The 21,965-nt window shown below is 66.7% G+C and carries 19 protein-coding genes and 1 pseudogene; 16 read left to right on the forward strand and 4 right to left on the reverse strand.

What is annotated here, in order from left to right; translation table 11 throughout:
• Window position 1: 1 nt before the first annotated feature.
• The 3 genes from sdhA to sdhC all read right to left on the reverse strand — a co-directional run bounded on the left by sdhA (window position 2) and on the right by sdhC (window position 2,843).
• On the reverse strand, window positions 2-1,801 hold the full coding sequence (gene sdhA / locus ABH915_RS06525) for a succinate dehydrogenase flavoprotein subunit (protein WP_018774750.1): 1,800 nt from the start codon (window positions 1,799-1,801) through the stop codon (window positions 2-4).
• 178 nt (window positions 1,802-1,979) lie between these two features.
• Window positions 1,980-2,459, reverse strand: coding sequence for a succinate dehydrogenase hydrophobic membrane anchor subunit (locus tag ABH915_RS06530; protein ID WP_370119124.1), 480 nt, complete (start codon window positions 2,457-2,459; stop codon window positions 1,980-1,982).
• Window positions 2,460-2,462: 3 nt separating this feature from the next.
• Window positions 2,463-2,843, reverse strand: coding sequence for a succinate dehydrogenase, cytochrome b556 subunit (gene sdhC / locus ABH915_RS06535; protein WP_079553238.1), 381 nt, complete (start codon window positions 2,841-2,843; stop codon window positions 2,463-2,465).
• A gap of 267 nt (window positions 2,844-3,110) precedes the next feature.
• Between sdhC and ABH915_RS06540 the strand changes: the two genes are divergently transcribed.
• The 11 genes and pseudogenes from ABH915_RS06540 (at window position 3,111) to ABH915_RS06590 (ending at window position 15,543) form a co-directional block, all read left to right on the forward strand.
• Window positions 3,111-4,244 carry a mannose-1-phosphate guanylyltransferase gene (locus ABH915_RS06540; RefSeq protein ID WP_026537818.1) on the forward strand — a complete coding sequence of 378 codons (1,134 nt, stop codon included), beginning with the start codon at window positions 3,111-3,113 and terminating at the stop codon, window positions 4,242-4,244.
• A gap of 97 nt (window positions 4,245-4,341) precedes the next feature.
• Window positions 4,342-5,541, forward strand: coding sequence for an amidohydrolase (locus ABH915_RS06545; protein ID WP_026266654.1), 1,200 nt, complete (start codon window positions 4,342-4,344; stop codon window positions 5,539-5,541).
• 252 nt (window positions 5,542-5,793) lie between these two features.
• The gene (locus ABH915_RS06550) at window positions 5,794-6,258 is read left to right on the forward strand and encodes a MarR family winged helix-turn-helix transcriptional regulator (protein WP_370119128.1); all 465 of its coding nucleotides are present in this window, start codon (window positions 5,794-5,796) and stop codon (window positions 6,256-6,258) included.
• Window positions 6,259-6,374: 116 nt separating this feature from the next.
• Window positions 6,375-6,806: an organic hydroperoxide resistance protein gene (locus tag ABH915_RS06555; RefSeq protein WP_018774744.1), complete on the forward strand. Its 432-nt coding sequence runs from the start codon at window positions 6,375-6,377 to the stop codon at window positions 6,804-6,806.
• A complete protein-coding gene (locus ABH915_RS06560; RefSeq protein WP_370119131.1) occupies window positions 6,803-7,834 on the forward strand; it encodes an NADP-dependent oxidoreductase in 1,032 nt (343 codons plus the stop codon). The genes ABH915_RS06555 and ABH915_RS06560 overlap by 4 nt, the downstream gene beginning before the upstream one ends.
• A 355-nt stretch (window positions 7,835-8,189) precedes the next feature.
• A complete protein-coding gene (locus ABH915_RS06565; RefSeq protein WP_018774742.1) occupies window positions 8,190-9,257 on the forward strand; it encodes a BMP family ABC transporter substrate-binding protein in 1,068 nt (355 codons plus the stop codon).
• Between the two features lie 163 nt (window positions 9,258-9,420).
• Window positions 9,421-11,102, forward strand: a pseudogene (locus tag ABH915_RS06570) (ABC transporter ATP-binding protein).
• Window positions 11,095-12,495, forward strand: coding sequence for an ABC transporter permease (locus ABH915_RS06575; RefSeq protein WP_370119134.1), 1,401 nt, complete (start codon window positions 11,095-11,097; stop codon window positions 12,493-12,495). Before ABH915_RS06570 ends, ABH915_RS06575 begins: the two are co-directional and overlap by 8 nt.
• Window positions 12,492-13,808 (forward strand): ABC transporter permease, encoded by a 1,317-nt coding sequence (locus ABH915_RS06580; RefSeq protein WP_370119137.1) that lies wholly within the window; start codon window positions 12,492-12,494, stop codon window positions 13,806-13,808. The genes ABH915_RS06575 and ABH915_RS06580 overlap by 4 nt, the downstream gene beginning before the upstream one ends.
• Before the next feature lie 2 nt (window positions 13,809-13,810).
• Window positions 13,811-14,215: a cytidine deaminase gene (locus tag ABH915_RS06585; RefSeq protein ID WP_370119141.1), complete on the forward strand. Its 405-nt coding sequence runs from the start codon at window positions 13,811-13,813 to the stop codon at window positions 14,213-14,215.
• A complete protein-coding gene (locus ABH915_RS06590; protein WP_370119144.1) occupies window positions 14,212-15,543 on the forward strand; it encodes a thymidine phosphorylase in 1,332 nt (443 codons plus the stop codon). Before ABH915_RS06585 ends, ABH915_RS06590 begins: the two co-directional genes overlap by 4 nt.
• 69 nt (window positions 15,544-15,612) lie before the next feature.
• Here the strand turns inward: ABH915_RS06590 and ABH915_RS06595 are convergent, their stop codons facing one another.
• Window positions 15,613-16,800 (reverse strand): IS30 family transposase, encoded by a 1,188-nt coding sequence (locus ABH915_RS06595; protein WP_370117672.1) that lies wholly within the window; start codon window positions 16,798-16,800, stop codon window positions 15,613-15,615.
• Between the two features lie 192 nt (window positions 16,801-16,992).
• On the opposite strand from ABH915_RS06595, the gene ABH915_RS06600 reads away from it, so the two are divergent.
• The 5 genes from ABH915_RS06600 (at window position 16,993) to eno (ending at window position 21,900) form a co-directional block, all read left to right on the forward strand.
• Window positions 16,993-17,628: a DedA family protein gene (locus ABH915_RS06600; RefSeq protein ID WP_026537810.1), complete on the forward strand. Its 636-nt coding sequence runs from the start codon at window positions 16,993-16,995 to the stop codon at window positions 17,626-17,628.
• A 156-nt stretch (window positions 17,629-17,784) separates the two neighbouring features.
• Window positions 17,785-18,504 carry a DedA family protein gene (locus ABH915_RS06605; RefSeq protein WP_026537809.1) on the forward strand — a complete coding sequence of 240 codons (720 nt, stop codon included), beginning with the start codon at window positions 17,785-17,787 and terminating at the stop codon, window positions 18,502-18,504.
• 32 nt (window positions 18,505-18,536) lie between these two features.
• A complete protein-coding gene (locus ABH915_RS06610; protein WP_370119148.1) occupies window positions 18,537-19,700 on the forward strand; it encodes an adenosine deaminase in 1,164 nt (387 codons plus the stop codon).
• Between the two features lie 121 nt (window positions 19,701-19,821).
• A complete protein-coding gene (locus ABH915_RS06615; protein WP_370124951.1) occupies window positions 19,822-20,415 on the forward strand; it encodes a MazG nucleotide pyrophosphohydrolase domain-containing protein in 594 nt (197 codons plus the stop codon).
• A gap of 204 nt (window positions 20,416-20,619) precedes the next feature.
• The gene (gene eno, locus ABH915_RS06620) at window positions 20,620-21,900 is read left to right on the forward strand and encodes a phosphopyruvate hydratase (protein ID WP_018774732.1); all 1,281 of its coding nucleotides are present in this window, start codon (window positions 20,620-20,622) and stop codon (window positions 21,898-21,900) included.
• Window positions 21,901-21,965: the final 65 nt, after the last annotated feature.

The following is a 21,965-nucleotide window of genomic DNA, read 5'->3' on the forward strand; positions in this document are numbered from 1 at the left end:
CTTAGTACTTCCTCACCATCGGCTCGTAGCGCGTAAAGACCACCGGTTTGGTGGCAAGCCGGATGCCGGCAATAGCCTCGGCGGAACCGTCCGCCGGGGCGTGGTCATCCTTGTACGCCATGGAGTGCTTCATGAATTTTTCGTCGTCGCGCTCGGGGAAGTCCTCGCGGAAGTGGCCGCCGCGGGATTCCTCGCGGTGCAGGGCCGCCACGGTCATGACCTTGGCGAGCTCGAGCAGGAATCCCAGCTCCACGGCCTCGAGCAGGTCCAGGTTGAAGCGCTTGCCCTTGTCCTGGACGCTGATGCGCTGGTACCGCTCCTCGAAGGAGGCAATGTCCTTCAGGACCTGGTTCAGCGTCTCGGCGGTGCGGAACACCTGCATGTTGGCGTCCATGGTGTCCTGCAGTTCCTTGCGGATCGCAGCGACCTTCTCGGTGCCGTCAGAGGTGCGGACGTGGTCCAGCAGGTTCAGCGTGTAGGCCTCCGGGTCAACGGGGAGCTCCACGAAGTCGGCGGTCTTGGCGTACTCGGCGGCGGCGATGCCGGCGCGCTTGCCGAACACGTTGATGTCCAGCAGCGAGTTGGTGCCCAGGCGGTTGGAGCCGTGGACGGAGACGCAGGCGACCTCGCCGGCGGCGTAGAGGCCCGGGACCACCGTGTCGTTGTCCTGGAGGACCTCGGCGCTGATGTTCGTGGGGATGCCGCCCATGGCGTAGTGCGCCGTCGGGAACACCGGAACCGGCTCCGTGTACGGCTCCACACCCAGGTAGGTGCGGGCGAACTCGGTGATGTCCGGCAGCTTGGCATCGATGTGCGCAGGCTCAAGGTGCGTCAGGTCCAGGAGGACGTAGTCCTTGTTCGGACCGCAGCCGCGTCCCTCACGGACTTCGTTGGCCATGGAGCGGGCCACGATGTCGCGCGGGGCGAGGTCCTTGATGGTGGGCGCGTAGCGCTCCATGAAGCGTTCACCCTCGGAGTTGCGCAGGATCGCGCCTTCGCCGCGGGCGGCCTCGGAGAGCAGGATGCCCAGCCCGGCCAGGCCGGTCGGGTGGAACTGGAAGAATTCCATGTCCTCCAGGGGGATGCCCCGGCGGAACGCGATGCCCATGCCGTCACCGGTCAGGGTGTGGGCGTTGGAGGTGGTCTTGAAGACCTTGCCGGCGCCGCCGGAGGCGAACACCACGGACTTGGCCTGGAAGACGTGCAGTTCGCCGGAGGCGAGGTCGTAGGACACGACGCCGGCAACTCGCTTCTGCTTGTACGGTGTGCCGTCCTCGCGGACAGCGTCCTCTTCGACGGTCAGCAGGTCCAGGACGTAGTACTCGTTGTAGAACTCGACGTTGTGCTTGACGCAGTTCTGGTACAGGGTCTGCAGGATCATGTGGCCGGTGCGGTCGGCGGCGTAGCAGGCACGGCGGACCGGTGCCTTGCCGTGGTCGCGGGTGTGGCCACCGAAACGGCGCTGGTCAATGCGGCCCTCGGGCGTGCGGTTGAACGGCAGGCCCATCTTTTCCAGGTCCAGGACGGCGTCGATCGCTTCCTTCGCCATGACCTCGGCGGCGTCCTGGTCAACCAGGTAGTCGCCGCCCTTGATGGTGTCGAAGGTGTGCCACTCCCAGTTGTCTTCCTCGACGTTGGCCAGGGCTGCACACATGCCGCCCTGCGCCGCGCCGGTGTGGGACCGGGTGGGGTAGAGCTTGGTCAGTACTGCTGTTCGGGCGCGCTGACCTGATTCGATCGCCGCGCGCATCCCGGCGCCACCGGCACCGACGATCACGACGTCGTACTTATGGACCTGCATACCAGACGCTCTTTCTCTCAAAATTCGCTATAAACCACCGGCAGGCCGCGCCTGCCCGGTGAAGTCTCGTGCAATCTGCGCCTGCGCTCGGCAGGCAAGATCAGTTGCCGTGACGGACCGCCGGTTCCTGCCCGGACGGGCTGCGGTCCGCGGCGGCTCCGCCGTTACGGCTGAGCCCCTATGGCGCGGGGCAGAAGCCGCCGGGAAGCTGGACGCCGTTGGCCACGGGGCACGGATCGAACGTGAAGATGACCAGGGTGCCCAGGATGATGATGACCGTGGTGGCCGCGTAGAGCACAATCTTCAGCCAAAGGCGCGTTGCGTCCTTCTCGGCGTAGTCATTGATGATCGTGCGGACGCCGTTGGTGCCGTGCAGCATGGCGAGCCACAGCATGGCCAGGTCCCAGAACTGCCAGAACGGGTCGGCCCACTTGCCGGCCACAAAGCCGAAGTCGATCGCGTGGATGCCCTCCCCGACCAGGAGGTTCACGGTCAGGTGGCCGAAGATCAGCACCACCAGCACGACGCCGGAGAGGCGCATGAAGAGCCAGGCGAGCATCTCGAAGTTGCCCTTGGAGCCGCCGGTGCGGCGGTACTTCGGCTGGATCTTTCCACTACCGGGTTTTCCACTACGTGGACTCTGAATGGTTGCAGTCATGGCTTAGTGACCTCCAAGGGCGAGGGACAGGTGGCGGATGGAGAAGCCGACCATGACGACGACCCAGAGGCCCAGGACCGTCCAGAGCATCTGACGCTGGTACTTGGCACCCTTCTTCCAGAAGTCGACGGCGATGATCCGCAGGCCGTTGAAGGCGTGGAACACGATCGCCGCGACAAGGCCCGTTTCACCCAGGGCCATGAGGGGGTTCTTGTAGGCACCAATCACTGCGGTGTAGGCCTCGGGGGACACACGCACCAATGAGGTGTCCAGCACGTGGACCAACAAGAAGAAGAAAATCACTACACCGGTAATGCGGTGTCCAACCCAGGACCACATGCCTTCACGGCCGCGGTACAAGGTGCCAGCTGGTTTTGTCGGCACTGAATAAACCTCCCTGCAACACAGCGGCGCTGGCATGGGATCCACGCGGGGGGAACGCCTGCTGCGAGAGCACTCGTAAGCTCAAGCCTAAATCTAGGCTTCGCTCACAGCTTATTCAATTTAGGAACCCCTTGTTGACAGGCCCCGGCGCGGTTTTGCGTCCGATTTGAGACGAACGCCACATTTAGCCGTGGTTGCGGGCGCCGGCAGGGCCTGATCCGGGCCCAATTCGGGCCGAATTGGCCGCCGTCGGCTAAAGTAGCCGTGATGACTACAGACAAAGTGACAAGCCAGGATTCACCGCTGGACCGTTTTATTGCGGTCATTCCGGCGGGCGGGGTGGGGACCCGCCTCTGGCCCCTGTCACGGGCAGCAGCCCCGAAATTCCTTCACGACCTCACCGGTTCGGGCAGCACTCTGCTGCGCGCGACCTATGACCGCCTCCAGCCCGTCGCCGGCAAGCACGTGCTGGTGGTGACCGGCTCCGCCCACAGGGCAGCCGTCTGCCGCCAGCTGCCTGAGGTCCTGGAAGCCGACCTCGTCCTGGAAAGCGAACCCAAGGACTCCGGCGCTGCGATTGGCCTCGCCGCGGCGATCCTCCACGAGCGGGACCCGGACATCATCATGGGCTCGTTCGCCGCGGATCAGGTCATCAGCCCGGACGACCTGTTCCAGGACGCCGTCCGTGAGGCCGTCTACACCGCGGCCGCGGGGAAGATCGTCACCATCGGCATCAAGCCGACCCACCCCTCCACCGGATTCGGCTACATCCGTTCCGGCGCGAACCTGCACATCCCCGACGCGCCCAGCGCGCAGTCCGTCGTGGAGTTCGTGGAGAAGCCCAGCGAGGAAGTGGCCCAGGAGTACGTCGACAGCGGCGAATATGTCTGGAACGCGGGCATGTTCGTGGCCCCGGTCTCGCTGATGCTCAAGCACCTCGAAGCCAACCAGCCCGAACTCTTTGCCGGACTCCAGGAAATCGCCAAGGCCTGGGACACCCCGGAGCGCGACGCCGTCACTGCCCGGGTCTGGCCCACGCTGCCCAAGATCGCCATTGACTACGCCGTCGCCGAGCCCGCCGCCGCCGCCGGCGACGTTGCCGTGGTGCCCGGAACGTTCCTCTGGGACGACGTCGGGGACTTTGCCTCCGTGGGCCGGCTCAACAGCGCCAAGGAAGTCGACGAGGTCACGGTCCTGGGCGAGGGCGCACGCGTCTTCACCGAGAACGCCAGCGGCGTGGTGGTCTCCGATACCAAGCGGGTGATCGCCCTGATCGGCATCAAGGACGTCGTGATCGTTGACACCCCGGACGCCCTGCTGGTCACCACCAAGGAACACTCACAGCGGGTCAAGCAGGCCGTGGACGCCATCAAGGCCAAGGGCGACACCGACGTCCTGTAGCCGGATGGGAGCGGATCACGGCCTGCGTAATGTTCAGCAATCCGTAACGCGCCGTACCCGATGCCGCTATTCTTTGGCCGCTCGATAGAGTTATTCCGTGCGCAACTATTCGACTGAAGCTGAGCCCACGACTCTCGTGGGGCCGTGGCTGGAGCCCCTCCTGCCGGAGCTGATTGCTTTCCGCCGCGACCTCCATGCGCATCCGGAACTTTCGTTCAAGGAATTCCGCACCACCGACAAGCTGGCGAAACGGCTCGAGGAAGCCGGGCTTAAGCCGCGCCGCCTCGAGGGCACGGGCCTGACGGTCGACGTCGGGCAGGGTCCCATCGCCACCGCCCTGCGCGGGGACATCGACGCCCTGCCGATCATCGAGGAAACGGGCCTTGAGTTCGCCTCGAAGAACCACGGCGTGACCCACGCCTGCGGCCATGACGTCCACACCACCACCATGCTGGGGATCGCGCTGGTCCTGCAGCGCATGCACGAGGTGTCCCCGCTGCGCGGGACGGTCCGGATTATCTTCCAGCCTGCCGAGGAAACGATGCCCGGCGGCGCCACCTCGTGCATCGAACAGGGCGTCCTGGACGGTGTGCCGCGCATCCTGGCGCTGCACTGCGACCCCCGGATCGAGATCGGCAAGATCGGCACCCGGATCGGGGCCATCACCTCCGCCTCGGACACCATCAAGATCGAACTCTCCGGCCGCGGCGGCCACACCTCGCGCCCCCACCTGACCGAGGAACTGGTCTTCGCCCTGGCGCAGATCGCGGTCAATGTTCCCGCCGTGCTCTCGCGCCGCGTCGATGTCCGCAGCGGCGTGTCCGTGGTTTGGGGTCAGATCTCCGCAGGCTCGGCCCCGAACGCCATCCCCGGCAGCGGCTACATGGCCGGGACCATGCGCTGCCTGGACCGCGACGCCTGGCACGACGCCGGCGAGCTGCTCGACGACATCATCCGGCAGGTCGCCGAGCCCTACGGCGTCGACGTCCACCTGGAACACACCCGCGGCGTGCCGCCGGTGGTCAACTCCGAGCACGAGACCGCGCTGATTGAGGCCGCGGCCCGCGCCGAAATCGGAGAGGGCGCCGTGGTCCTGACCCCGCAGTCCATGGGCGGGGAAGACTTTGCCTGGTTCCTGGCCGACACCCCCGGCGCCATGATGCGCCTCGGTACCAAGACGCCCGGCGGGGAAGAGTACGACCTCCACCGCGGCGACTACATCGTCGATGAGCGGGCGCTGGGCCTGGGCATCCAGGTGCTCACGGCGGCGGCCCTGCGCACCATCCGCGACCTCTAAACCCTTCCGCCCGCGCCCACCCGCCCCGCTGCGCACTGCCGGGCCGGGCGCGGAGTTTCCCCACCTTTGCCGGCGCGACGCCGGGACACCCCGGCGGCGCGGGCCGACACGCAGTCGGGCCTTGCGAACATGGGGAGTTCGGGCGATTCCTGCCGCGTTTGCCCCCTGCGCACCGGCTGGCGGTTCCCATTCCGCACTTCAGTTGTGCACAATTGAATTGCGTACGATTAGATTGTGCCGTACGGTGGAACTATGACCACGCCAGAGGAAGCCCGCACGGCCGGGCCGGAAGCGCTCCGCCTGAACCGGCAGGTGTGCTTTGCGATGTACTCGGCCTCGCGCGCCGCCACGGCCGCCTACCGGCCCATGCTCGAAGAGCTCGGCCTGACCTACCCGCAGTACCTCGCCATGCTGGTGCTCTGGGAAGCGGAGCCGCGCAGCGTCCGTGAACTGGGGGAGGAGCTGGGCCTGGACTCCGGCACGCTCTCGCCCCTGCTCAAGCGGCTCGAAGCGCTCGGCCTCGTCCAGCGCCGCCGCTCCGCCGAGGACGAGCGCCGCGTGGAGATCTTCCTGACCGACGCCGGCGCCGCCCTGAGCGCCAAGGCCAGCGGCATCCCGCAGCGCCTGGCGGACGCCGCCGGGCTCACCGCCGCGGAACTGGACCAGCTCCGCGACACCCTGGCCCGCCTGACGAGCGCGCTCCACGCCTCCCACTAGGCCCACCCACTGGACCTACCCCCAAGCCTTCCCGCGAGGACCCCATACCGGGCCCTTGCCGGGCACCCCGCTGGGCCCATCCTGCCCAGACTTCCCGCCGACAGAACGGAAACCCCATGAAGACCCTTTACACAGCAGAGGCCCTGGCCTCCGGCGAAGGCCGCGACGGCACCGCCGTCAGCAAGGACGGCAAGCTGAGCGTCACCCTGGCCAGCCCGGTCGAACTCGGCGGTGACGGCGCGGGCACCAACCCCGAGCAGCTCTTTGCCGCCGGCTACGCCGCGTGCTTCCACTCCGCCCTGCGCCTGGTGGGACGCAAGGAGCGCGCCGACCTGACGGACTCCGCCGTCGCCGCCAAGATCCACTTCGGCGCACTCGAGGACGGTGCCGGCTATGGCCTGGCCGCCGAGCTTGAGATCGCCCTGCCCGCCGTGGACCGGGACACCGCCGAGGCCCTGGTGGCCAAGGCCCACCAGATCTGCCCGTACTCCAACGCCACCCGCGGCAACATCGCCGTCGACATCACCATCCTGGAGGTAGCCGCATGAGCAACACCACCGAAACTCGCACCCTTCCCGCCGCCACCCGCGAGATCCAGCTGGCGTCCCGCCCGCATGGCCGCCCGGTGCCGGCGAACTTCCGCCTCGCCGAGTCGGCGCTGCCCGAACTGCAGGACGGACAGGTCCTGGTCCGCAACCTCTACATCTCGGTAGACCCATACATGCGCGGGCGGATGAACGACGTCAAGTCCTACTCCGCGCCGTTTGCGCTGGATGCCGCACTCGACGGCGGCGCCGTCGGCGAAGTCATCGCGTCCCGGGCCGAAGGCCGCGCTGTGGGCGACACGGTGGTGCACGGCCTCGGCTGGCGCGAATACGCCGTCGTCGATGCCGCGGCCACCACGGTGGCGCGCACCGATCTGGCCCCCGCGTCAGCATTCCTCGGCGCCCTCGGCATGACCGGGCTGACCGCCTACGCGGGACTGCTGAAAGTCGCGGAATTCAAGCCCGGCGACGCCGTGTTCGTCTCGGGCGCCGCCGGCGCGGTCGGCTCGCTCGTGGGGCAGATCGCCAAGGCCATGGGCGCGTCCCGGGTGATCGGCAGCGCCGGCTCGCCGGAAAAGGTGGCCCGGCTGCTCGAACTCGGTTTCGATGCCGCGTTCAACTATCACGACGGCCCGGTGGCGGAACAACTTGCCGCGGCCGCGGGTGAGCGCGGGATCGACGTGTACTTCGACAACGTCGGCGGCGAGCACCTCGAGGCAGCATTGTCCTCCCTCACGGTCGGTGGCCGGGTGGCCATGTGCGGGGCCATCGCCCAGTACAACGCGACCGAACCGACGCCGGCGCCGCGGAACCTCATGCTGGCGATCGGCAAGCAGCTGACGCTCAAGGGCTTCTTGGTGGGCGGCTACTGGCAGCACATGGCCGAATTTGTCGAGACCATGTCCGCCTGGCTGGCCGACGGAACGGTCCGCTATGACGAGACGGTGGTGGACGGGCTGGACAACGCCCCGCGGGCCTTCATGGACCTGCTCGACGGCGCCAACACCGGCAAGATGCTCGTCCGGCTGTAGCTGGACACCGGCACACGCCGTGCCGGCCACGACGCCTCCGGCGCCGGTTTCCTTCGGGGACCGGCGCCGGAGGCGTATGTGCACCTCCGCTGGCACGGTGCCCGGCTACCACTAGGTAACAAGTTCTCAACAATCTGGGCATTCGCCGGGCCCTGTGTTATCGGGACGTGGCGCAGGCCACTACAGTGGCTTGCATCAGTGCGCCTCGGCGCAGTGCTGCGAAATCCATCAGTGACAACAGAGATCAGCGGAACACCGCCGACAGACACTCATTGAACTTCCGTCGTAGCGCCTACTCTTTCTTCCTGGAGGAAAATTGAAGAACTCTCTGCGTGCCACCTTTAAGCGCGGATCAATGGCCGGCGTCGCCACCGCGGGCGCGGCTGCACTCCTGCTGACCGGCTGCGGAGCTGCCCCGGAGGCCAGCACCGCCACCAACACTGCAAGCAACTACACGGGCTGCATCGTGTCCGACTCGGGTGGATTCGACGACCAGTCGTTCAACCAGTCTTCCTACGAGGGCCTGAAGAAGGCCGAGAAGGATCTCGGCATCAAGACGAACGAAGCCGAGTCCAAGACCAACAACGACTTCGAACCGAACCTGCGCGCCATGGTTTCCGCCGGCTGCAACCTGACCATCACGGTCGGCTTCCTGCTCGGCGACGCAACGAAGGCCCAGGCCACCGCGAACCCGGACAAGCACTTCGCCATCATCGACTTCGGCTACGAAACCCCGATCACCAACGTCAAGCCGATCATCTACGACACGGCCCAGGCCGCGTTCCTGGCCGGCTACCTCGCAGCAGGCACCACCAAGACCGGGACGGTCGCCACGTTCGGCGGCATCAAGATCCCCACGGTCACCATCTTCATGGACGGCTACGCCGACGGCGTGAAGTACTACAACGAGAAGAAGGGCAAGGACGTCAAGGTTCTTGGCTGGGACAAGGCCAAGCAGGACGGCTCCTTCACCGGCGACTTCGAAAAGCAGGACAAGGGCAAGCAGTTCACCCAGAACTTCCTGGACCAGGGCGCCGACATCGTCATGCCCGTCGCCGGTCCGGTCGGCAAGGGTGCCGGCGCGGCCCTGCAGGAAGCCAAGGCAGCAGGCAAGGACGTCAAGCTCATCTGGGTTGACTCCGACGGCTTCCTCACGGCACCGGATTACAAGGACATCATGCTCTCCTCCGTCATGAAGCAGATGGGCGAGGCCGTTGAGACGGTCGTCAAGCAGGACAAGGACGGCCAGTTCACCAACAAGCCGTACATCGGCACCCTCGCGAACGACGGCGTCCAGCTGGCCCCGTTCCACGACATGGATGCCCAGGTTCCGGCCGAACTGAAGTCCGAGCTGGACCAGATCAAGAAGGACATCGCCGACGGCAAGCTCAAGGTTGAATCTGCAGCCAGCCCGAAAGCCTAACTTCCTCCGCTAAGCGCCACGGCCCGTCCGGTCACCACCGCACGGGCTGTGGCGCTTTTCGTTGCGGCCCTTAGTGCCCCAGACCCCAGGCACTAAGCTGGTGCTGCAGCGCCCCTACGCGTCCGGACCAAGCCTTCCGGACACCTCGAGATTGGTCAGAGTTTTGAAACTTGAACTCAAGGGCATTACCAAACGCTTCGGCTCCCTGGTAGCGAACGATCACATCGATGTGGTTGTTGAACCCGGGCAGATTCACTGTCTGCTCGGTGAGAACGGTGCTGGCAAGTCCACGCTGATGAACGTCCTCTACGGACTGTACGAGCCCACAGAGGGCGAAATCCTTATTGACGACAAACCGGTCACGTTCCGCGGCCCGGGAGACGCCATGGCGGCAGGTATCGGCATGGTGCACCAGCACTTCATGCTGGTCCCCGTCTTCACCGTTGCGGAGAACGTCGCCCTGGGAGCGGAGACCACCAAGACCGGCGGATTCCTGGACCTCGACGACACCCGCCGGAAAATCCGGGAGATCTCCGACCGGTACGGCTTCGACGTCGACCCCGACGCGCTGATCGAAGACCTCCCCGTGGGCGTGCAGCAGCGCGTGGAGATCATCAAGGCATTGGTCCGCGACGCCAAGGTGCTCATCCTCGATGAGCCCACGGCCGTGCTGACCCCGCAGGACACCGATGAGCTGCTGGACATCATGCGCCAGCTCAAGAGCCACGGCACCTCGATCGTCTTCATTTCCCACAAGCTGCGTGAGGTCAAGGCCGTTTCGGACACACCATCACCGTCATCCGCCGCGGCAAGGTAGTGGGCTCGGCCGATCCCGGCGCCTCGACCACCGAGCTGGCGTCCATGATGGTGGGCCGGGCCGTGAGCCTGACCCTGGACAAGGCTCCCGCCAACCCGCAGGAGACCACCTTCGAGGTCAAGGACCTCACCGTCATCGCCCCCAACGGCCAGCACGTGGTGGACGGCATCAGCTTCGGAATCGCCCGCGGCGAGATCCTCGCGGTCGCGGGCGTCCAGGGCAACGGCCAGACGGAACTGACCGAGGCCATTTTGGGCCTGCACGAGAGGGTTCACGGCTCGATCGCCCTCGACGGCGAAGAACTCGTGGGCCGCAGCGTCAAGGAGGTCCTCAACGCCGGGGTCGGGTTCGTCCCGGAAGACCGTTCCCTCGACGGGCTGATCGGCACGTTCTCCATCGCCGAGAACCTGATTCTGGACCGCTACGACCAGGCGCCGTTCGCCAAGGGCATCAGCATGAGCCCGGCCAAGGTCCTGGAGAACGCCAAGACCCGGATCGCAGAATTCGACGTCCGCACCCCGTCCGGCTCACTTGCAGCCGGAACCCTGTCCGGCGGCAACCAGCAGAAGGTCGTCATGGCCCGGGAGCTCTCCCGGCCGCTGCGGCTCTTCATCGCCTCCCAGCCCACCCGCGGCGTGGATGTGGGCTCCATCGAGTTCCTGCACAAGCGCATCGTCGCGGAGCGGGACCACGGCACGCCCGTCATGATCGTCTCCACCGAACTGGACGAGGTGATTGAACTCGCCGACCGGATTGCCGTGCTGTACAAGGGCCGGCTGGTCGGGATCGTCCCGGCCGGCACCGGACGCGACGTCCTGGGCCTGATGATGGCCGGGGTTTCCCCGGACGAGGCCCAGGCCGACGCCGCAGGCAGGCACCCGGCTCGATCCCTTTCTGAAAACCCGGCCGCGACCGCAGGAGAAAATCCGGCCGGCACCCCCGCAACGAAGCCGGCCACGAACCCGGCCCCCGCCGCCCCGTCCGTGCAGGAGCCCGGCTCCGGCGCCGTAGGAGACCCCCATGAGTGAGAACACCGAGCCGCGGCCCGCGGCCGCACCGGACCCGGACCGGCTTCCGGCATCGCAGACCACCGACGTGGAGCCTGAGCCGCTCGAGGACGATGCAGACTTCGTCACCGTGCTGGACACCGCGGGCGGTGCCCACCAGCCATCGGCCGTTCCGGTCTCGACCCAGAGCGGATCCCTTCCCGGTGCGCCGGAAGAGGAGTCGCTGCTGCGCAAGATCTTCACCGGCAACGGCATCGTGACCATCCTGGCGGTCCTGCTCGCACTGATCCTGGGCGGCCTGCTCATCGCTATGACGGACAAGGTTGTCGGGACCACGGCGGGCTATCTCTTTGCCCGGCCCAGTGACTTCCTCACCGCCGTCTGGTCCGCCGCCACCGAATCGTACGTCGCCCTCTTCCAGGGCGCGGTCTTCAACCCCCGCGGAAACGGTGTGGCCGGACAGTTCGCCCCCCTTATGGAGACGCTGACCATCGCCACCCCGCTGATCACCGCGGGCCTCGGCGTCGCCCTGGCCTTCCGCGCGGGTCTGTTCAACATCGGTGCGCAGGGCCAGATCATCATGGCCGGCATCCTCGCCTCGTGGGTCGGCTTCGCGCTGCACCTGCCGCTGGGGCTGCACCTGCTGCTGGTCCTGGTGGCCGGCGTCGTCGGCGGCGCCGTCTGGGGCGGCATCGTTGGTGTGCTCAAAGCCCGGACAGGCGCCCACGAGGTCATCGTGACCATCATGTTCAACTACATCGCGCTCTATTTCCTGCGCTACCTGCTCGACACGGACTTGTTCCAGCGTCCGGGAGAGACCACCCCGATTTCCCCGATCCTGGACCCCAACGCCGTGTACCCGCTGCTCTTCGGCAGCCAGTACCGGCTGCACGTGGGCTTCCTGCTGGCCATTGCGGCCACCTTCTTTGTTTCGTGGCTGCTGAACCGTTCCACCCTTGGCTTCGAGTTCCGCGCCGTCGGGGCGAACCCCAAGGCGGCCCTGACGGCCGGCATCAACGTCTCCCGGGCCACGATCCTGGTGATGACCATTGCCGGTGGCCTGGCCGGCCTGGCCGGCGTGGCGCAGGTGGCAGGCACCGAAAAGGTCCTGACCGATGGTGTCGCGGCATCCTACGGCTTTGACGCGATCACGGTCGCGCTGCTGGGACGGTCCTCGCCGTGGGGCACCTTTGCCGCCGGCCTGCTGTTCGGAGCCTTCCGCGCAGGCGCCGTCCAGATGCAGATCCAGACCGGAACCCCGATCGACATCGTGCTCGTGGTCCAGTCGCTCATCGTGCTGTTCATCGCGGCGCCGCCCCTGGTCCGGGCGATCTTCGGGCTCAACCCGCGCAAGAAGAAGGCCGCGACCGCCGGCAAAACCAAGCAGGCCGCAACCACCGGAGGTGCCGCATGAGCACAACAGCAACCTCGCCCGTTGAAGGAAAACCCCAGCCGGAGAAGAACCACAGGCCGGCGGTGTCCGCCAAGCCCGTAACCTGGAAGCTGCCGGTCACGCTGGCGGTGCTGGCCACCATCGCCTTCATCTTCTTCGGACTGCTGGGCCCGCAGGCAACCGCCAAGTTCGGCATTTCCTCCGGCGGCGACTTCTTCCAGCTCCCCGCGATCCAGGTTCCCGCGTTCCTGTCCGGCATTGTGCTCTCCCTGATCCTCCTGGTCCTGGCGGGCTACGCCTTGGTCCTGAAGGCAAGAGCGAACCGGCGGCCCCCGCGCTGGCTGCCGGCCGTGTTCACTGTCGTTTTCGTGGTCGCCTTCCTGATCTGGGTGGTCGGCGGCGCCCGGACCCCCAGCATTTCGCTGGCCGGCCTCATCGCCGGATCCGTGACCCTCGCCGTGCCGATCGTCTTCGGCTCACTGTCCGGTGTGCTGTGCGAACGGGCCGGCGTGGTCAACATCGCCATCGAAGGCCAGCTCCTGGGCGGAGCCTTCACGGCCGCGCTCGTCGCCAGCGTGACCCACAACCCCTACCTGGGCCTGGTCGCGGCGGCCGTGGCCGGCGCCCTCGTCTCGATGGTGCTGGCGCTGTTCGCCATCAAGTACGTGGTCAACCAGATCATCGTCGGCGTCGTGCTCAACGTCCTGGTCTCCGGGCTCACCGGCTTCCTGTTCAGCACCGTGATGCAGTCCGATCCCGAGAAGTACAACTCACCCGGCGAGCTGCCCATCATCGACATCCCGGTCCTGTCCAGCATCCCCGTGATCGGGCCCATCCTCTTCAAGCAGTCCGTGGTGGGCTACCTGATGTACGTGGCCGTCATCGTGATCTGGGTCGCGCTGTTCAAGACGAAGTGGGGCCTGCGCGTCCGTGCCGTGGGCGAGCACCCGCAGGCGGCCGACACCCTGGGCATCAAGGTCAACGCGACGCGCTTCTGGAACGTCACGCTCGGCGGCGCCGTCGCCGGGATCGGCGGATCGTTCTTCACCCTCGTGGCGATCGACAGCTTCACCAAGGAAATCTCCGGCGGGCGCGGCTTCATTGCCCTCGCCGCCATGATCCTGGGCCGCTGGAACCCGATCGGGGCGTTCTTCGCCGCACTGCTGTTCGGCTTCGCCGACAACCTGCAGAGCATCGTGACGATCATCGGCACCCCGGTGCCCAGCCAGTTCATGGCCATGCTGCCGTACGTGGTGACCGTCTTTGCCGTGGCCGGCCTCGTCGGCCGCTCCCGGCCGCCGGCCGCCGACGGCATACCGTACATCAAGGGCTGAGAATGGACAGCACCGACGTCGACTGGGCGGCACTCGAGGCCGCGGCAGTGTCCGCCATGAAGAACGCCTATGCGCCGTACTCGAAGTTTCCGGTGGGGGCCGCGGCCCTCACCGGAGACGGGCGGATCGTCAGCGGCTGCAACGTCGAAAACGCCAGCTACGGGCTGACCCTGTGCGCCGAGTGCGCCCTGGTGGGCAACCTGCAGATGACCGGCGGGGGACTGCTCCGCGCCTTCTACTGCGTCGATGCCGGCGGGAATGCCCTCATGCCGTGCGGGCGCTGCCGCCAGCTGCTCTACGAATTCCGGGCTCCGGACATGGAGCTCATGACCACGCAGGGAATCAAGACCATGGACCAGGTCCTTCCCGATGCCTTTGGCCCCCAACACCTGGAGGAACCCCGGTGACACAAACGACACAGAACCCCAACAACACCGAAGCGTTCGACGCCGTCGACATCATCCGCATCAAACGGGACAAGGGTGTGCTCAGCCCGGCCCAGATCGACTGGACGATCGATGCGTACACCCGCGGCGCCATCGCCGACGAACAGATGGCCGCCCTGAACATGGCCATCCTGCTCAACGGCATGGACCGGGCCGAGATCTCCCGCTGGACGGCGGCCATGATCGCCTCCGGCGAGCGGATGGACTTCTCCAGCCTGCGCCGGCCCGACGGCGGCGTGAAGGCGACGTCGGACAAGCACTCCACCGGCGGCGTCGGGGACAAGATCACCCTGCCGCTGGCGCCCCTGGTGGCGGTATTCGGCGTGGCGGTGCCGCAGCTCTCGGGCCGCGGACTCGGCCACACCGGCGGCACCCTGGACAAGCTCGAAGCCATCCCGGGCTGGCGTGCGGCCCTGAGCAACGAGGAAATGATGGCCCAGCTCCAGGACGTCGGCGCGGTCATTTGCGCGGCCGGCGCCGGACTGGCCCCGGCGGACAAGAAGCTCTACGCGCTCCGCGATGTCACCGGGACCGTGGAGGCCATCCCGCTGATCGCCTCTTCGATCATGAGCAAGAAGATCGCCGAGGGCACCGGCTCGCTGGTGCTCGACGTCAAGGTGGGCAGCGGCGCGTTCATGAAGGACGAGGCCCGCGCCCGCGAACTGGCCGAAACCATGGTGGCCCTGGGCAAGGACGCCGGCGTCAACACGGTGGCCCTGCTCACCAACATGAACACCCCCCTGGGCCTCACCGCGGGCAACGCGATCGAGGTCGAGGAATCCGTGGAGGTCCTCGCCGGCGGTGGCCCGGACGACGTCGTCGAACTCACCGTCCGGCTCGCGGAGGAAATGCTGGCGTGCGCCGGCATCCGCGACGCCGATCCCCGGGCAGCGCTCCAGGACGGCCGGGCCATGGACGTCTGGAACCGGATGATCCAGGCCCAGGGCGGAGACCCGCGTGCCGAGCTCCCGGTCGCCAGGGAATCCGAGGTCATCTACGCCCCGGCCGACGGCGTCCTGGTAGAGCTCGACGCGATGGCCGTCGGCGTCGCTGCCTGGCGGCTCGGCGCCGGACGCGCCCGCAAGGAGGACCAGGTCCAGGCCGGTGCCGGGGTGCGGATGCACGCCAAGCCCGGCGCCACGGTCAAGGCGGGCGAACCGCTCATGACCCTCCTGACGGACACGCCGGAGAAGTTCGAGCGTGCCAAGGAAGCGCTCGAACACGCCGCCGTGATCGCCCCCGAGGGTTCCCGGCCCGCCCAGAAGCTCATCATCGACCGCATCGCCTAAGCCCATTGCCCTATCACTTATGGTCCCCAAACCCGTGGCAAAGTCAACTGGTCGGTGCAACGCGGGTGTTTAGGCTGCTGTTTGCAGCAGCTGGTTCAGCCGGTTGGCTGGGGTCTGCAGGTTGAGGGTGGGACGGGGCCGGCGGTTGAGTTTCGCTGCGACCTGGCGGAGGTCTTCGGGGGTGTGGACGGAGAGGTCCGAGCCTTTCTCGAACCAGAATCTCAGCAGCCGGTTGGTGTTCTCGTTGGTGCCGCGCTGCCAGGGCGAGTGCGGGTCGCAGAAGTAGAGCGTGGTGTCCAGGGCGGTCTGGATCCGGTCATACTCGGCGAGTTCGGTTCCGCGGTCCCAGGTGATCGAGCGTCGCAGGTGATCCGGGAGGTGGCCCATCTCCCGGATCATCGCGGCAGCGACGGTGTCGGCGGTGTGGTCCCCGGGGAGGTGGAGGAGGATCGTGAACCGGGTCGAGCGTTCCACGAGGGTGCCGATCGCGGTCCCGTTAGAGCCGATGATCAGGTCTCCCTCCCAATGCCCGGGCACGGCCCGGTCCTGGACTTCGGCCGGGCGTTCGCTGATCTTGAAGGCCTCCTTGTAGGGGCTGTTCTTGTGCCGGTCCGCGGCATGCGGGACGCGCTGCTTCCGTTTCAGGCTGAGCTTTTCCGCCAGGTCCGCCCGCAGACTTCCGCGGGTTTGGACGTACAGCGCCTGGTAGATCGTTTCGTGGCTCACCTGCATAGTCTGATCGTCGGCGAAGTAGAAGGCCAACATCTCCGAGATCAGTTTCGGGCTCCACCCGTCATCCATCCATACCCCGATCAGCCGGCACAACGCCTCGTCCTGGACCAGTTTCAGCGGTTTGGGCCGGCGCCTGGCCTGGTGGGCCCTCGTGTGGGCGACCGAGGCGTAATACACCCCGTCGTCGCCGGTGTTGCGGTTGACCTCACGCCAGACCACGGATCTGTCCCGGCCGATCAGCTCGGCGATCTTGGCGTAACTGAGCCCGCTGCGCTGGCCCATCTGGATCATCCCCCGCTCAGCCAGGTCCAGCGCCCGGCCCGGGCCCCCGGGCGAGGGCGCCGGATCCGCCAGGCCCCCGACTGGCCCCATGTCCATAGTCATCATCCGGCCAGACTGGGCCCACCAGTTCCTCCCGGTCCCATGCGTGGCCCCGACACACCGGGCGGCAGCAAGAATCGACCTCCCCGAGCACACCAGATCAAAGAACTCAGTGCGCGCTTCCAGGGAAAATACATTGACCATCAAACGCTCCATCAATGAGAGCGTTGCTACGACCATAAGAATTTGCCCGTGGGATTACAGCCGTACGTGATAGGGCAACGACGGCGGAGGCCGGCGGTACACTGACTCCACAGCAGTACCCGTCAAGCGCAGGCCCGGCTCCGGCCGAGCCTGCGCTTGGATCTATCTGGCCCCGCCGCGCGTTAGGAAGCTGTGCAGGCAATCAACGACTTCATCCTCGCCGCCGCAGGGCAACCCTGGGTCCTGGTCCTGGTTTTTGCCTGTTGCGTGATCGACGGCTTCTTCCCCCCGATTCCGAGCGAATCGGTGGTGGTGGGCCTGGCTGCAGTCGCCGCCACCGCGGGCGTCCCCAGCCCTCTGCTCCTGATCGCCACGGCTGCCGCAGGGGCACTAGTGGGCGACAACATGGCCTACCTGATCGGCCGCGGGACCGGAACCCGGCGCTGGGGATGGCAGCGCGGCCCGCGCATGCAGGCGGCCTTCCGCTGGGCCGGCCGGGAACTGCGGAAACGGCCTGCCTCACTGATCCTCGTGGCACGCTTCGTCCCGATCGGACGGGTGGCCGTAAACCTGACCGCCGGTGCCACCCACTACCCGTGGCGCAGATTCGTCAGCCTGACGGTGCTCTCGGCGCTGCTGTGGGCCGGCTACTCGGTGGGGATCGGCCTGACTGTTGGTCCGTGGTTTGAGAAGAACCACGTGCTGGGCGCGGCCATTGCGATCGTCTGCGCCGTCGTCCTGGGCGTCGTCCTGGACCGCGTGATCAGCAGGGTCCGCGGCCGGGCGCCGGAGGAACCGACGCATTCCGTGCCCCCCGTCGAGTCCTAGGCGGATTGGCCCTGCCCATGGGACACTTAGGAGCGATTTGGGTCACGTTTGTTGGCCGCACGTCGTGCAAAGTTTCGTCCATGGTTCTACCCACTGTCATCGCGAGTATGTTACGGCTTAGTTGTCCGTTCCCAGTCATCAAGGAGCACCACCTGCATGGAGTTCATTAACGAGGCCGTGCTCCATGCCGCCGGCCAGTGGTGGATCTACCCACTCCTGCTGGTTTTCTTCTTCGTGGACGGCTTCGCGATGGTGGTCCCCAGCGAGACCCTGATCGTTGCCCTGGCGGCGTACTCCGTGCACAGCGGCCAGCCCAACCTGTGGATCCTGGGCCTCACGGCGCTCGTGGGAGCCATGGCCGGCGACAACATGGCCTACATGCTCGGCCGCAAGATTGGCCTCGAGCGGTTCCGCTGGATGCGCAAGCCAAAGGTCCAGAAGGTCTTCGGCTGGGCACACTACGAACTTGAGAAGCGCGGTGCCGTCCTGATCTTCACCGCCCGGTACATCCCCTGGGGCCGCGTCGCCGTCAACTACGTGGCAGGCACGACGGCGTTCCCGCACCGGAGATTCTTCCTGCTGGACGCCTTCGCGTGCCTCACCTGGGTGACCTACTCGATCGGCATCGGCGTCCTGGCCAGTTCCTTCCCGTGGCTGCACCACAACCCGCTGCTCAGCGCAGGCATCGCGGTGGTGTTCGCCATTGTGCTCGGTGTCCTCATCGACCACCTCCTGCGCTGGTGGCACAAACGCCTGGGCCGCCACGACGCCGAGGTCGTGGACGGATGGCTCGACGGCGGGCCCACCCACCAAGCGGGCGCCGCAGTTCCTGCACCGATGATCGCCTCCGGTGATGCCGAGGCCGGCAGAAAGTAGCGTCCCGCGCGCTCCGACCCTATGGTTGGAACGTGACTGAGACTATTCCTGACGCTGCCCCTGACCTCGACTTCGACCTGAAGGGCCTTCCCAAGGTTTCCCTTCACGACCACCTGGATGGCGGACTCCGCCCGGCCACCATCATTGAACTTGCTGAGGCTGTCGGCCACACGCTGCCGTCCACGGACCCCGTCGCGCTGGGGGAGTGGTTCCGCGAGTCCGCCGACTCCGGCTCCCTGGTCCGCTACCTCGAGACCTTCGACCACACCATCGCCGTGATGCAGACCAAGGAGGGCCTGTTCCGCGTTGCGAAGGAATTCGTCGAAGACCTGGCCGACGACGGCGTCGTGTACGGCGAAGTGCGCTGGGCGCCCGAACAGCACCTGCAGAAGGGCCTGAGCCTGGACGACGTGGTCGAAGCCGTGCAGGCGGGCCTCGAAGCCGGCGTGGACGCCGTGGCCGAGACCGGCCGCGATATCCAGGTGGGCCAACTCATCACCGCCATGCGCCACGCCGACCGCGGCCAGGAAATCGCCGAACTGGCGGTCCGCCACCGCAACAACGGCGCCGTCGGCTTCGACATCGCCGGCGCCGAGGACGGGTTCCTGCCGTCCCGCTTCAAGGACGCCTTCACCTACCTGGCCCAGCACAACTTCCCGGCCACCGTCCACGCCGGCGAAGCCGCAGGCCTGGAAAGCATCCAGTCGGCACTCGTCGACGGCCGGGCCCTGCGCCTGGGCCACGGCGTCCGGATCGCGGAGGACGTCTCGATCGAATTCGAAGAGGAAGAAGACGCCGCCGCCGACGGCTTCGACGACTCCGTCAACGACACCATCGGCATGGTGACTCTGGGCGAGCTCGCCAGCTGGGTCCGCGACCGTGGCATCGCCCTGGAGATCTGCCCCTCCTCCAACCTGCAGACCGGCGCCATTGCCGGCTTCGGTGAGGGCATTGAAAGCCACCCGCTGGACATGCTCTACCAGCTCGGCTTCAACGTCACCATCAACACCGACAACCGGCTCATGAGCGGCGTGACGCTGACCGACGAGTTCGAACTCCTGGTCGAGACGTTCGACTACGACCTCGATGACCTTCTGGAGCTGACGCTGAACGCGGCCGAGGCCGCCTTCCTGCCCCTCGAGGAGAAGGAAGCGCTGGTCGAATACATCAACGAGGCCTACGCCGATCTTGGCTAACGAGGACACAACACCCATCCAGGGGCTGCTTGGGCCCACAGCGGCAGGGGTCCCCGGCCGAGCTTGCGAGGTGGGGGAGCTGCTGGGGACGATTGCGGCCCTGCGCGAGCATTGCCCCTGGATGGGTGCCCTCACCCATGAGTCCCTCGTGGAGTACCTCCTGGAGGAGGCCCACGAGGTCGCCGAGACCATAGAGACCGGCGCCGGCGACAAGGAACTGCAGTCGGAACTGGGGGACGTCCTCTTACAGGTGGTCCTCCACGCCCGGCTCGCCGAGGAACGCGGCGCCTTTGACCTGGGCGACGTCGCCCGCGGCCTGAGGGCCAAGATGATCCGGCGCAACCCGCACGTTTTCCGGCCCGACGGCTCGCTGCAGGATTCCTTCCCGGCAACGGTGGAGGAGATCGTCCTGAAATGGGATGCCGTCAAGAAAGCCGAGAAACCCGAACGCGGCCACGTCTTCGACGGCGTTCCCGCCTCCCTTGGCGCCCTCGCCCGGGCCCAAAAGCTCCTGGACCGCGCCGAGCGCGCGGGTATGGCGGCGGCTGCCGCCGAAACCGCCGTCGACCTCCCGGCCGCCGAGGAGGAACTCGGCGACCTGCTGTTCGGGATCGTGGCCGCTGCCCGGGCCGGCGGGCTCGACGCCGAACGCGCCCTCCGCGGCGCCCTGCGCCGTTTCCAGGACAGTGCCGGCCCCAGGCCATCGGCACAATAGCGACGGCAGGCTAGAGTCGGCACGATGGCGGCGGCTCACCAGCATCGCCATCATGACGTCCGGGGATTGGATAGGTTTCCGTAACTTATCCCGCTCTCGACTACGCTAGTAGCGACGACGACGTCGGCTTTTTCAGCTTGATGTACAGCCAGAGTCCAAGCAGTCAGATTCCCTGCAGATCGCTTCACCCAAAGGAGCATATCCATGGCGCTTATCGATGCCATCCACGCCCGCGAAATCCTCGATTCCCGTGGCAACCCGACCGTAGAAGTTGAAGTCCTGCTCTCGGACGGCCAGATCGGCCGCGCAGCAGTTCCCTCCGGCGCTTCCACCGGCGAGCACGAGGCCGTTGAACTTCGCGACGGCGACAAGGGCCGCTACCTCGGCAAGGGCGTCCAGAAGGCCGTCGACGCGGTCATCGACCAGATCGCCCCGGCCCTGACCGGCTTCGACGCGACCGACCAGCGCAGCATCGACCAGGCCATGATCGACCTGGACGGCACCCCCAACAAGGGCAAGCTCGGCGCCAACGCCATCCTGGGCGTGTCCTTGGCCGTGGCCAACGCCGCCGCCGCCTCCGCTGACCTGCCGCTGTACAAGTACCTGGGCGGGCCCAACGCGCACGTCCTGCCCGTGCCGCTGATGAACATCCTCAACGGCGGCTCGCACGCCGACTCCGACGTGGACATCCAGGAATTCATGATCGTCCCGATCGGCGCCGAGACCTTCTCCGAAGGCCTGCGCTGGGGCGTCGAGGTCTACCACAACCTCAAGTCCGTCCTGCAGGCCAAGGGCCTGTCCACCGGCCTGGGTGACGAGGGCGGCTTCGCGCCGAACCTGCCGTCCAACCGCGCTGCCCTGGACCTGATCCAGGAAGCCATCAAGAACGCTGGCTACACCCCTGGCAAGGACATCGCCCTGGCCCTGGACGTCGCCTCCTCCGAGTTCTTCAAGGACGGCGCGTACCAGTTCGAAGGCAAGGCACTTTCCGCCACCGAGATGAGCGCCTACTACGCCGAGCTCGTGGCCGACTACCCGCTCGTTTCCATCGAGGACCCGCTGGATGAGAACGACTGGGAAGGCTGGAAGACCCTCACCGACACCATCGGCGACAAGGTCCAGCTCGTGGGCGATGACCTTTTCGTCACGAACCCGGCCATCCTGCAGCGCGGCATCGACACCAAGACCGCGAACTCGCTGCTCGTCAAGGTCAACCAGATCGGTTCCCTGACCGAGACCCTGGACGCCGTGTCGCTGGCCCAGCGTGCCGGCTACACCACCATCACCTCGCACCGCTCCGGCGAAACCGAGGACACCACCATTGCTGACATCTCCGTTGCCACCAACGCGGGACAGATCAAGACCGGTGCCCCGGCACGCTCCGAGCGCGTGGCCAAGTACAACCAGCTGCTGCGCATCGAAGAGGAACTCGACGACGCCGCACGCTACGCCGGCCGCAGCGCCTTCCCGCGTTTCAAAGGCTAGTTAGCCGCGAAAACCGGTAACCGGTGGCTATGGTTGAAAGACCATGGCCACCGGTTCTGTTTTTG

Origin of the sequence: Arthrobacter sp. MW3 TE3886 (assembly GCF_041262145.1) — a bacterium.
GTDB lineage: Bacteria > Actinomycetota > Actinomycetes > Actinomycetales > Micrococcaceae > Arthrobacter.